Source organism: Pseudoalteromonas sp. MQS005, from assembly GCF_001661605.1.
In the GTDB taxonomy this organism is placed as follows: domain Bacteria; phylum Pseudomonadota; class Gammaproteobacteria; order Enterobacterales; family Alteromonadaceae; genus Pseudoalteromonas; species Pseudoalteromonas tetraodonis.
Genome location: NZ_LYRQ01000038.1, coordinates 1 through 12,366, shown reverse-complemented (window position 1 = coordinate 12,366; position 12,366 = coordinate 1). Strand labels below are relative to the sequence as shown.

General features: G+C 39.6%; 14 protein-coding genes. 2 read left to right on the top strand and 12 right to left on the bottom strand.

Features of this window, described 5'->3' with window-relative positions; translation table 11 throughout:
- Positions 1–18: 18 nt before the first annotated feature.
- The 3 genes from trpS to rpe are packed head-to-tail and all read right to left on the bottom strand — an operon-like array spanning position 19 to position 2,405.
- Positions 19–1,023 carry a tryptophan--tRNA ligase gene (gene trpS / locus A9479_RS13400; protein ID WP_064663655.1) on the bottom strand — a complete coding sequence of 335 codons (1,005 nt, stop codon included), beginning with the start codon at positions 1,021–1,023 and terminating at the stop codon, positions 19–21.
- Between the two features lie 33 nt (positions 1,024–1,056).
- Positions 1,057–1,722, bottom strand: coding sequence for a phosphoglycolate phosphatase (locus tag A9479_RS13395; protein WP_064663654.1), 666 nt, complete (start codon positions 1,720–1,722; stop codon positions 1,057–1,059).
- Positions 1,722–2,405, bottom strand: coding sequence for a ribulose-phosphate 3-epimerase (rpe, locus tag A9479_RS13390; RefSeq protein WP_028834492.1), 684 nt, complete (start codon positions 2,403–2,405; stop codon positions 1,722–1,724). The genes A9479_RS13395 and rpe overlap by 1 nt, the downstream gene beginning before the upstream one ends.
- Positions 2,406–2,702: 297 nt before the next feature.
- Here rpe and A9479_RS13385 point away from each other — a divergent pair, with 297 nt between their 5' ends.
- Both A9479_RS13385 and A9479_RS13380 read left to right on the top strand, forming a co-directional pair.
- Entirely contained in the window at positions 2,703–3,002 is a 300-nt protein-coding gene (locus tag A9479_RS13385; RefSeq protein ID WP_008115055.1) for a hypothetical protein, read from the top strand.
- 4 nt (positions 3,003–3,006) lie between these two features.
- Complete coding sequence (locus A9479_RS13380; protein ID WP_008115053.1) at positions 3,007–3,192, top strand: DUF2970 domain-containing protein; 186 nt, start codon at positions 3,007–3,009, stop codon at positions 3,190–3,192.
- On the opposite strand, the gene A9479_RS13375 is transcribed toward A9479_RS13380, so the two are convergent.
- From A9479_RS13375 to A9479_RS13335, 9 genes are all read right to left on the bottom strand, one after another.
- Positions 3,155–4,006: a Dam family site-specific DNA-(adenine-N6)-methyltransferase gene (locus A9479_RS13375; protein WP_008115051.1), complete on the bottom strand. Its 852-nt coding sequence runs from the start codon at positions 4,004–4,006 to the stop codon at positions 3,155–3,157. The genes A9479_RS13380 and A9479_RS13375 overlap by 38 nt on opposite strands.
- Positions 4,007–4,059: 53 nt before the next feature.
- A complete protein-coding gene (locus A9479_RS13370) occupies positions 4,060–5,379 on the bottom strand; it encodes an SPOR domain-containing protein (RefSeq protein ID WP_064663653.1) in 1,320 nt (439 codons plus the stop codon).
- Positions 5,380–6,450, bottom strand: coding sequence for a 3-dehydroquinate synthase (gene aroB / locus A9479_RS13365; RefSeq protein WP_064663652.1), 1,071 nt, complete (start codon positions 6,448–6,450; stop codon positions 5,380–5,382).
- Between the two features lie 29 nt (positions 6,451–6,479).
- Positions 6,480–6,998, bottom strand: coding sequence for a shikimate kinase AroK (gene aroK / locus A9479_RS13360; protein WP_008466255.1), 519 nt, complete (start codon positions 6,996–6,998; stop codon positions 6,480–6,482).
- A 447-nt stretch (positions 6,999–7,445) separates the two neighbouring features.
- Positions 7,446–9,536, bottom strand: a complete 2,091-nt coding sequence (locus tag A9479_RS13355) for a type IV pilus secretin PilQ (RefSeq protein ID WP_013463907.1) — start codon at positions 9,534–9,536, stop codon at positions 7,446–7,448.
- The gene (locus A9479_RS13350; protein ID WP_197487257.1) at positions 9,523–10,059 is read right to left on the bottom strand and encodes a pilus assembly protein PilP; all 537 of its coding nucleotides are present in this window, start codon (positions 10,057–10,059) and stop codon (positions 9,523–9,525) included. The genes A9479_RS13355 and A9479_RS13350 overlap by 14 nt, the downstream gene beginning before the upstream one ends.
- A complete protein-coding gene (locus A9479_RS13345) occupies positions 10,059–10,661 on the bottom strand; it encodes a type 4a pilus biogenesis protein PilO (protein WP_008115035.1) in 603 nt (200 codons plus the stop codon). The genes A9479_RS13350 and A9479_RS13345 overlap by 1 nt, the downstream gene beginning before the upstream one ends.
- Complete coding sequence (locus A9479_RS13340; protein WP_064663650.1) at positions 10,651–11,223, bottom strand: PilN domain-containing protein; 573 nt, start codon at positions 11,221–11,223, stop codon at positions 10,651–10,653. The genes A9479_RS13345 and A9479_RS13340 overlap by 11 nt, the downstream gene beginning before the upstream one ends.
- Positions 11,211–12,290 (bottom strand): pilus assembly protein PilM, encoded by a 1,080-nt coding sequence (locus A9479_RS13335; RefSeq protein ID WP_013463905.1) that lies wholly within the window; start codon positions 12,288–12,290, stop codon positions 11,211–11,213. The genes A9479_RS13340 and A9479_RS13335 overlap by 13 nt, the downstream gene beginning before the upstream one ends.
- Positions 12,291–12,366 lie beyond the last annotated feature (76 nt).

Sequence of the window (12,366 nt, the reverse complement as noted above, 5' to 3'; positions counted from 1 at the left end):
ATCTGCAAATAAACGCGCTTATGGGCGTGGAATAAACCCAACCGCATCATAAACTGCTTTTAATGTAGTTTCTGCACGCGCGCTGGCTTTTTCAGCCCCTGTTCTCATGATGTCATTAAGAAGTGTTTGATCTTCACGAATTTCTTTAAAACGTGTTTGAATTGGCTCAATCATGCTGACAACAGCTGCTGCGGTGTCTTTTTTCAAATGGCCATACATTTTGTCTTCGTATTCAGGGACTAACTCTTCAATTGAGCGCTTAGTTGCCACACTTAGTAGCGTAAGTAAATTAGATACACCTGGCTTTTCTTTGCGATCAAAGTAAATACGCGCTTGATCGTCAGAATCGGTAACTGCTTTTTTAAGCTTTTTCTCAATCTTTTTCGGCTCGTCTAACATCATAATAAAGCCATTTGGATTTTCATCTGACTTAGACATTTTCTTCAGTGGATCTTGCAGGCTCATTACTCGCGCACCAAATTCTGGAATATACGGTTCTGGCAGCGTAAAAATATCGCCGTAAACATTATTAAAGCGAGTTGCAATATCACGCGTTAGTTCAAGGTGCTGTTTTTGATCTTCACCTACAGGTACTTTGTCTGCTTGGTACAGTAAAATATCAGCCGCTTGCAAAGCCGGATAAGCAAATAACCCCACATTAATATTATTAGCATGCGTTGCCGACTTATCTTTAAACTGGGTCATGCGATTAAGCTCACCCATTTGCGCATAACAGTTTAATACCCAGCCAAGTTGCGCATGCTCAGGTACCTGAGATTGTACAAATAACGCCGCTTTTTCTGGGTTAATACCGCATGCCGTATATAACGCAACGCCATCGAGTACACGAGCACGCAATAATTCAGGGTCTTGGCGTACGGTAATTGCATGCAAGTCTGCAAGCATAAAGTAGCTATCATATTCTTCCTGTAGCTTAACCCACTGGTTAATAGCGCCAACATAGTTGCCTATTGTCATACCACCGGTTGGCTGCATGCCACTTAATACTACTGGTTTACTCATGATTTTCCTTTATTTTTACTTAATTAAAAATGCTTAACGCTGTGTTAGTGTCGGTATTATAGCTAAGAAGTTATCGCATAGGTACTGCGGATTATAATCCGCTAACTGCTCTCCCTGATGATACCCATAAGTAAGGGCTATCACATCAATATTAGCGGCTTGCGCTGCGAGTATGTCACTCTTTGAATCACCAATCATAATCGCTTTATCTGGCGTTATATTTAATGTATCGCAAGCAAATAATAGCGGCTCAGGTGACGGTTTTTTTGCCATGTCGTCACCACACACTATTACCTCAAAATGACTGCGAATAGCGAGCTTATCCAAAAGCATTTCTGTAAAGCGGCGTGCTTTATTAGTAATAAGTGCTTTAGGCATACCACTGAGAGCAGCAAGACCAGTTTCAACATGCTGATATAACACGCTGTATTCACCGACCTGCTCACTGTAATGTTGATAAAACAGGTTGATAGCTCGTTCGCTTAAAGCCTCATCGAGGTGCTCACTAATTTGCATATCGCCGCAAAGGGCTCGTTTAACTAACACCTCAATGCCATTACCTACCCAGCTTTCAACTAATCGCTGACTGACAATTGGAAACGCTAAATCGCTAAGTGTTAAATTTAAAGCCATATACAAGTCGTACACGCTATCAACTAGGGTGCCGTCTAAGTCAAAAAACGCTGCATCATATTTCATTATTTAACACTTTCTAATTGCTGACGCATCTCATCAATCACCGTTTTATAATCAGGCTGATTAAAAATAGCTGAGCCTGCAACAAACATATCGGCACCCGCTTCAGCCGCCGCGGCTATGTTATCTACTTTAATACCGCCATCTACTTCTAAACGAATATCACGTCCAGATTCAACAATGCGTTGTTTTGCCTCTCGCAGTTTCTCGAGTGTTTGTGGAATAAAACTTTGCCCACCAAACCCAGGATTTACAGACATTAATAAGATCACATCTACTTTATCCATTACGTGATCGAGGTAACTTAAACTTGTTGCAGGGTTGAACACTAAGCCAGCTTGGCAACCTTCATCTTTTATCAATTGCAAAGTACGGTCAATATGCTCGCTCGCCTCTGGATGGAAGGTAATAATTGATGCACCCGCCTCGGCAAATTGTGGAATTAAGCTATCTACCGGTTTTACCATTAAATGCACATCAATCGGGGCTTTAATCCCGTAGTCGCGAAGTGCTTTACATACCATTGGGCCAATCGTTAAGTTAGGTACATAATGGTTATCCATTACATCAAAATGAACGACATCAGCACCTGCGGCTAACACTTTGTCGACATCTTCGCCTAATCGTGCAAAGTCTGCAGATAATATTGAGGGCGCTATTAAGTATTTTTGTTCACAGTTGAGCATCGCTAATCCGTTAATGAATAATTTATGCCGTTAATGTAACTTAATTAGCGAAGTTACCCAAGTAGCACCTTTAAAAATAGCGCCAAATAAGTAATGTTAAAGCCTTATTGTGGCTATTCATGAAAAAGAATAACCTGCTGAGGATGTAGGCTTTATAATTAAAAAAAGAATCAGTTTTTAAGCGGGGGCCACTCAGTATTTAAAACACAATACAAATAAACAATAACAAAAATAAAGTGTATTATTTAAGCAGTTTTTGTTATGCTGCGCGAAGAACTAAATTATTAGGTTTATATTATGCGTGCTTTTAAAATTGGATTATTAATCACGTCGGTAAGTGTTATTATTGGAGCAACATCGCTTTGCTCAAATACTGAGCAAGATTTAGGCTCAGCCAACATTTGTCTTCATAAAGAGCAAACCAACGCTATTAATAATAGCGCAACCCGTTGCATTCAAATTGAAGAAGATTCGTCTTGGGCCTCTTGGTTGACAGGTGATAGCCGTAGCGCTCAGTTTCATTACTTAGACTTGCTAGAATTGTTAACGGGTACTGATGACAAACACAAGCCCTCTTCAATCAAGCCATTATTTTAATTAAATGCAGCACTTTTTTAGCGCGTTACAAAGCGTACTGGCTGCATTTTTTGGTGTTCAATCTGAAGATAAGCGCAAAACAGACTTTAAGTACCACTCTCCAATTACGCTGATAGCTATTGCCGTAGTACTGTTTGTATTGTTTGTATTGGCTATTTATGCAACCGTGACTTCGGTGCTAAATACATAGCCATTAGCTCATCCACTTTATTTCGTGAACCGCCCTTTGGACTAATCGTACGTTTAACCTGAATTTTATCCAGTGATGCTTGACTGTAAATTTTGCGTGTCCACACGGTATCGTGGTTTGAAATAAGGACTGGCGTGTTATTCTCAAATGCCGCTTGCTCAGCCAAGTTAGCTAAATTAGCCTGATCATCTAAATTAAATCCGCCTTTAGCGTAAGAGGTAAACGATGCGGTTTTACTTAATGGCACATAGGGCGGATCGCAGTATATCACCGCATTTTTAGGGACCAGTTTAAATACATCATCGTAGCCTAAGCAGGTAAATGTTGCTTTTTGTGCTTTGTTGGCAAAAAAGTACATTTCTTTTTCAGGAAAATAAGGCTTTTTATATTTACCAAAAGGCACATTAAAAATGCCCTTTAAGTTATATCGACATAATCCGTTATAACCATGGCGGTTCATATATAAAAATAAAATAGCTCGCTCATACACATCGCTGCTTTGGTTAAACTGCACACGATAATCGTAATACGCATCTGGATGGTTATTTAAATCAACAAATAGTTTTTTTGCATCGCTAATAAACTCATCCGGCGAACGTTTAAGCTCTTTATATAAATTGATTAAATCAGCATTTATATCGTTAAGTACATAGTGTTTAAAATTACTATTTAAAAACACTGAGCCCGCACCAACAAAAGGTTCAACCAAGGTATCTGCATGTTTACTTGCTTGATTTAGTCGCGCGTTAATATCTTCAACGAGGCTGTATTTTCCGCCAGCCCATTTAAGGAAGGCTCTACTCTTTTGCTGCATTGGCTCTTTACTTCAATTCGGTGTTGCGCGATTTTACACTAAAGTCACTGAGTTTACTGATCAACTCGTGCAATTTCTTGTTTTATTTTGCTAATTTTTTTATAGAAAGGTTTATTTTTTCTTACTCCAGCAGGGAGTGCTTGCAGTGCTTGTTTTGCCTCATTTAAGTTAGCAAAACTGCCTGTTGTTACCACCCACCACATTTTACCATTTCGCTTAGTTTGATATGTATTGGTAATACTTTCTAGCTTATGTTCAGCAATAAACTCATTGCCTACCTGCTGCTGAGTTACGGCTAATAGCTGAATAACAAAATTATCTTCAGGCTGTTCTAGGTACCAGTTACTGGGTATTTTTACTATTTGGCTTTGCTGCTTTACCACCTCAGGCACGCTAATGGCTTCTTCTTCAACCGGCGGCGGTGCTGGCTTTTCTTGTTCAGTTAAAGTCGATGGCTCAGTTAAACTACCTACAATTGCTGGCACGTCATTGTGGGCACGCTCATCTGTAGTTGGCTCTTTAGTTATAGGCTGTGGTGAAGTAAACAGGGTTGGTGATTTAACCGGTTGTTGTTTATTTTGAATAGCTTGCTCGGTTGTAATAGCGGTTGTGAGGACTTGCTCATCGCTTTGACTATTAGCATTTTTCCACCATTGGGTCATATCAGCTTTGTATACAACGCCAATAATCAATAACATAATTATGAGTAATAGTGTGAGCAACTGTAAGCGCCAAGATACTTTGTCTTTTACGATAATATCAGCAACTTGTTCGCTAGGCTGCCAGGCTAATAAAAGACTTGGGTTACCTTGGGCTTCAACTAAAAAGGTTTTAAATACAGGGTCTTCATCATAAGGTAGCGCCGTGAAGTACCATCCCATTAGCTGCTTACTTTCAACCAAGTTTAATGGCTCTAAATGAATATTAACCGCCTCTTTAAACGGCAATTTAGATTGCGATGCAATCATAATGTAAAGCACATTGGGCGCACTTTTTGATAACAGCTCGAGCTCTGCAATTAGTTCTTCAGATAGGTGCCTGCCGCCATCGATAACCCATAAACACGCGCCGCATTGTTGTTGCTTCGCTAATTGATAATAGTTTTGTGATAAGCTCAGGTTGTGATCAATTAAAGGGGCATTAAAGCTTTGCTCTAATAATTGAGTCATCAATTGCACATCAGTCATTTGAGCGCCAACTTGCACAAACGCTTTATTAAAATCGTTATATTTATCAGTGATGAAGGTTTCAAGCAAATAGCTTTTACCTAAACCAGAAGTGCCCAACAAAACAATTAGGTTTTGACCATATTCAAATTGCAATGCGATTCTATCCACCAAAGCCGCACGGCTCGGTAAAATTTGTGACTGCATTTATTGCTCGATCAATGCTCTGACTTGATCATCAGACACATCATCAACTAATGCACATTGACCAAATTCGGTGGGTAAAATGAATCGGATAGTCCCTTTTTTATTCTTTTTATCTTTTCGCATATGCAGTAAAAAGTGCTCACTGGTCATAACGCTAGGTATATCGATTGGTAAGCTATATTGCGCTATTAATGCAGCAATACGCTCTACATCTTCTCGTGTTAAATCTTGGCGAGTATAAGCAAGCTTTGCAGCAAGCACCATACCTGTCGCGACAGCTTCACCATGTAACCAAACACCGTAACCCATTTGTGCTTCAATAGCATGCGCAAACGTGTGCCCTAAATTTAACAACGCACGAAGGCCCTGCTCTTTTTCATCTTGTGCAACAATAAGCGCTTTAATTTCACAGCATCTGAAGATGATGTGCTGTAAACACGTCTCGTCTAATTGTTGTAATTTAGCGATGTTATGCTCTAGATAAGCAAACAGTTCAGTATCGTAAATCAAGCCATACTTAATAACTTCAGCCATGCCTGCAGCAAACTCGCGTGTTGGTAAGGTATGCAACGAACGCGTGTCAATAAATACAGCTTGGGGTTGATAAAAAGCCCCAATCATATTTTTACCTAGCGGGTGATTAACCGCTGTTTTGCCGCCAACTGAAGAATCAACTTGAGATAATAAAGTGGTTGGTATTTGGATAAAAGGGACGCCACGCTGATAACAAGCAGCAACAAATCCAGTTAAATCACCTACAACGCCACCACCTAATGCAATTAAGCAGGTGTCACGGCCGCAATTATTCTCAAGTAGGAATGCCGAAATTTTTTCAAACCAAGTGAGTGATTTATATTGCTCACCATCTGGAATAATAAAATGCAGTGGGTTTAGCTGTGCTAATGAATCAAGCAACTGTTGAAGGTACAGCGGTGCAATCGTTTCATTAGTAATGATGATAGGCCGACAATCACCAATGTGATGGATTAGACGGCCTGTATCTTGAAGTGCAGATTGACCAATATAAATAGGATAACTTCGCTCGTCTAAATTAACAGTTAATTCAAGCATGCTGGGTTAGTCCTTTTTAATACTGGCTTTTAAAAATCCAATTTCTCGATGATTTGGTTAGCAACAACTTTCGCGCTCTGCTCATCAGTGCGTACAACAAAATCAGCTACTTCTTTATATAATGGTTCACGCTCTTCTGCTAAGCGCTCAAGTACATCACGAGGTGCTTCTTCTGTTTGCAGTAATGGGCGACGCTTGTCGCGTTGCGTACGTGCAACTTGCTTTTCAATCGGTGTCTCTAAGTATACAACAATACCGCGAGCCGAAAGCTTGTTTCGAACTTCTTTACTCATTACTGAGCCACCACCGGTTGCAAGTACAATACCTTGCATTTCGGTTAAGTCACCAATAACAGATTCTTCACGAAGTCTAAAGCCTTCTTCACCTTCAAGATCGAATACCCAGGCAATATCTGCGCCCGTGCGACGTTCGATTTCTTGATCAGAATCAACAAATTCAAGGTGTAATTGGTCAGCGATGTGACGACCAATCGTGCTTTTGCCAGCCCCCATGGGGCCAACTAGAAATATATTACGTTTCTCAGCCATATCTTTTAGTACAAACGAACTCTAAAATTTGAAATAAAACCCCGCCTAACGACCTGGCCCCAAAATTAAGAAAGGGATTATCTCAGTAATCGGTCGGGTATTTCAAGTCAATTAGGATAAAAAGCCATATAACGAGCAATTAAACTAAATAATTACCCACTGGTTAACAAAAAAGCACCTTATTATAGGCAAGTTTATCTTCTAGGGTTAAAATTTATGCAATTAAGGTTACTACATTGTTGCTTCATGAAAGCTTTTGCATGGTAACTTTACAAGAGCCTGAATTACAAACAACATAAACGCAGCCTTAAATGCATCCGCAGTACAGTACATAATCAAAATTATATACTGTCTTATTGTACATTTATAGGGAGTGTTCACACCACGATAACTAAATTACATACCCATACTATCTAGGCTGGTATTCAACCTAGATAGCTTAAATATTTAGTCTATTTGGATTTTAGGTGTGACAAAAATCAGCAGTTCGCGCTTTTCATTGAACTCGCTTGTGCTTTTAAATAGTCTTCCTACGTAAGGAAGGTCGCCCAATAAAGGTACTTTTTTGGTCGAATTAATAATTTGCTGTTGGAAAATACCACCCAACACTACCGTTTGTCCATTCTCAACGAGTACTTGAGTCTCAATTTGTTGCGTATCGATGGCAACCGCTGGGCCTGTACCTGTTTGAACCGTATCCCCTCGGGTATCTTGAGTAATGATTAAATTTAAAATAACTTTGTTATCGGGTGTGATATGAGGTGTCACCTCTAGGCTTAGTACCGCCTTTTTAAAACTTACGGTTGTTGCACCACTTGAAGCTGACTCCACATACGGGATCTCAGTACCTTGTTCAATACGCGCTTTTTGCTGATTAGCAGCAGTAATGCGTGGGCTTGCAATGATTTCACCTTTGTTTTCTTCTTCAAGGGCGGTTAATTCTAAATCAATTAATGTTCCGTTAGCCAATTTAGCAATGTGCATACCTATACTTGCCGATGGATTCGCCACAGGTAAATTAACGTTAAGTCGATCAGAAAGGCTAGGAATATTACCATTAGAAATCGTTTCAGCTCCTTCTAATGTGCCAGAAACACCGTCTGAGCCTTGCTGATCACTAAACCCCCAACGAACCCCCAAGTCTTCAGTTACGTTGTCACGTACGGTTACCATACGCGCTTCAATAACCACTTGTTTAACCGGTATATCTAAGGTCTCGACCATACGACGAACACTTTCAATACTTTTTGCAGTGTCTTTCATTAATAACGTATTAGTACGTTGATCAACAGACACGCTCCCTCTGGCTGTAATAATACTATTGGTATCTGTTTTTAATAAGTCGGCAAAATCTTCTGCTTTTGCATAATTTAAGCGGATGTATTCACTGTAAAGTGGCTCTAAATCCTCAACTTGCTGTTTAGCTTTTAACTCTTTTGCTTCACGGGCAGCCAGCTCTTCAGATGGTGCAACCATTAAAATAGAACCGTCCATGCGTTTGTCTAAGCCTTTTATTCTAAGCACGACATCTAACGCCTGATCCCACGGAACCCCATCAAGGCGAAGAGTAATATTGCCTGTCACTGAGTCGCTTGTTACCAAGTTAAAATCATTGTAACCGGCAATAATCTGTAACACAGCACGAACAGAGATATCTTGAAAATTAAGCGTCATAGGACGACCCAAGTACTCCTTACCACCATCTAAGTAGGCATTTTGCGTTTCATCTTTCTCAACCGTTAAGGTAAAAATATTCTCAATTTGCTGATAGGTATAGGCAAAAGCAGTGTTCGGTTCAATCACTAAACGTGTAAGGTTATCTTCTTTAAACGTTTCAATACTGCTCACCACAGTACCAAAATCAAGTACATCTAATTCATACAATAAATCATCTAAAATATCGGTATGATGAAACTCGGCAATGATTTTTCCGCCGCTTTCATGCACCTCTACAGCTGCCTGAGTATCTTGTAGATAAACAAGTACTTTCGCTTCACCTTTTTCTCCACGTCGAAAGTCAATTGCTTGAATACCGTTAATATAATTAGACGTGTAAGCAGGCTTATCTTCGCTGGTTGTTAAAATTTGCTCTGTGAGTGGGTTATCAGAAATTCTAATAGAAACTAAATTATTGTTTACTTCAGTCTCATAAATTTTTAATCGGTCCAAGTTAATGGTCACTTTTAAACCCGCACTGGTCATCATACTCGTGATGTTACTGATACCAGCTTGGTTGATAGCGATATTCGTCAACCCTTCATCTAATTCTACCCCATCAAATAGTAGCTCTATTCTTGCAGGGCTATTAAAAACTTGTACTGCTGGTTGCTGCTGCAACTCTTCATCAAAAACTAGCTGTAATTCGGTTTCACCTTTAAGCAATGGATTATATCGAACGTCATAGAGTAAAGGGGCTGCACTTACGGCTTTTGTCATTAGTAGTAAAAAAACAAACAATAAGGCAGATAAAATACGATGATGCGAACACTCACCTTTGTGCATATAGGGTATACCTTTTTTCTTATTAATTTGCGCCATTGGTTGCCGCCTCTAACATTTCTAATTTGGTCAAACGTTCTTTCCAACAACCTGACCCATCAGGGATTAATTCTACTAATTCAATATAGTCACTATTAACACTGCTTACTTTTCCGTCATAGGTGCCTAAATAGCTTCCTATTGTTACTCGGTGCAAGGTGTCATCAGCAGCTGTAATGAGCGCCCATGTTTTGCCGTTCGATCCTATTGTGCCCCTCATTGCTAAATTATCTAATGGGTACTTCTCCAGTGGCTGACGAACACGCTCTGGATCTGGGTGAAGACAGTTTTTAACTTGTGTTAGCTTGTTTTGAATAATTTCTGGTTCTGGCGCTACAAAAGGGCTACGTAAGTCTTTGGCGTTATACTCAAAGTGCTCAAACTTAACTAGCTCAGGTATTTTTTCAATACGTGCCGTGGTATTTGCCTTAACCTGATCAATAAATTCTTTTTGCTCCGATGTATCCTCGTTACAGCCACTGAGCAAAAACATCACAGTGGTTAAAAAGAGAAGCTGCTTCATCATCTCACCCCCTCTTCATAACGGTAAGTTTTTGCTACTACACTGAATGTTAGCTGCTTTTCGCCAGATGATAAAATAGAAAAGTCATGTAAACTGACAATTCTTGGTAGTTGAGCCACTTTCCCTACAAATTCGCCAAACTCATGATAAGTACCTACCACTTCAATTTTAATTGGCAACTCGGTATAAAACTCTTTTTCAACTTCTGGCAACCAACCAATTTTTAAAAATGTTAACCCGCTGGTAGTACCCACATAAGAAAGGTCGTCCAATAATCCTGGCGTCTCATTTGAAGTAGGTAGGCGTTTTAATAATTGAGAGAATTTATCTTCCATCTCAACCATTTGCTCACGATAAATATCAAGCTTGCTGGCAACTGCATATTTAGTTCGGTAGGTTGTGCGTAACTCAATTTCCTTAGCAACGGCATTGTGGTAGCTGTCTATTTCATCCGACACTAATAAGCTGTAGCTAAAAAACAACACCAAACAAGCTACAAAAGTTCCGCATATTGCTTTTACAATAACGGGCCACTCACCAATGTTATCGAGCTCGATTTCATTCCAATCGATTTCTGTAAACGATTTAAAATCAAGGTTCATTACGTACCTCACCTATTTTGCCAAATGGTTTTACGTAAAACTCCATATTAAAATCGCTGAGTAAACGTGAAGATTGATCGCCGGCAACAATACCTTGCATAGTCGGGCGCTCTAATAAGTAAGAGCTTTGTACCTGTCTGAGCATAGTAGATAAACGATTATTAGACTCACTTTTGCCTAACACATGAATTTGATTACCTTTGCGCTCCAGCTTGGTTAAATAAACCCCTGCTGGCACTATTTTTGCCACTTCATCCATTATTTGGGTGCCTAAATTACGGCTACTTTGTAACTCTTCAATTAAACGCATACGTTGTTGTAAGTTTTCTTTTTTCTTGTCTAGATCACGTATGTCGCGAATTTTATTGTCGAGGGTTGTAATTTCTGAACTAAGATAATTATTTTTTAACGTTTGCCCTTCTTTTAGAGCACCATAAAACACACTCAGCATATACATACCAGCAAAACAGACGATAACCACAGCCAAAAGAAGTGTTATAAATTTCTTTTTAGACTGCTCACGCTGTAGCTCACGCCAAGGTAATAAATTTATATGTGGCATGATGAAAAGCTCCTCAACGCCAGGCCAGTCGCAATTGCAAATTGAGTGCGGTGGCGCTGTATTATATTACGATCAACTCTAGGGGATATTTCCATCTTATCAAATGGTTCAACAACAACTGTGTGTATTCCTAATTCTTCAATCAGCAATCTATCAATGCCTTTAATCATCGCTGAGCCGCCCGTCAATACAATATAGTCCAATTGTTCTTTACCTGTGGTGGTTAAAAACATTTGAACAGCACGACGAACCTGCTGGAGTAACGATGTTTGAAAAGGAGCTAACACTTCAAATGTATAGTTTGGAGGTAAATCACCGGTTGTTTTGCCAATTTCAGCTTCATCAAAGCCTTTGTTGTAGTAAGCAACGATACTATTTGTGTATTGGTCGCCACCAAATACTTGGTCACGGGTATAAATTGTCTCACCAGATTGCACTACACTCACCAAGGTGAGTACAGCACCAATATCAACCACTGCAACCGTTTTGTCATATGCATCTGATGGTAACTGTTGGTAGTAAACATCCATAGCGCGACTTAGCGCATAGCTTTCAACATCCACTACTTTTGCGGTTAAATTCGCAGCACTTAACGCACCGACTCTGGCTTCAACGCTTTCGGTTCTAGCGGCAGAGAGCAGTACATTTATTTTGCTCGGGTCAGCACTATTTGTAGAGAGCTTTTCAAAATCAAGACTCACTTCATCTAGTGGGTAAGGAATTAAGCTGTCGGCTTCAATTTCAATCTGCGACTCTAATTCAGCGTCGCTTAAGGAAACATCCATGAAAATAACTTTGGTAATCACGGTTTGCCCAGAGACGGCAACAGACGCGAATTTTAGCGACTTTGGTAGCTTTCGTTTTAACTTGATTATCACATTACCAATTGCTTCAATATCTTGAATATTACGCTCGCTCATAGCGCCTTTTGGCATAGGTTCAATTGCAAGTGCTTCTAGTCGAAGCCCAGTTTCTGTTTCACTTAAAAGTACGGCCTTGATAGAGTGCGATCCAATATCAATACCTACCATCATTGGTGATGGTTTTTTTATTAGTTGACTTAGCATGTTTGCAACTTTGCCTTTGTTTTAATAATAAACAAGTTATAATTTATATCTTAAAAAATATTATTCAATTTTTAAT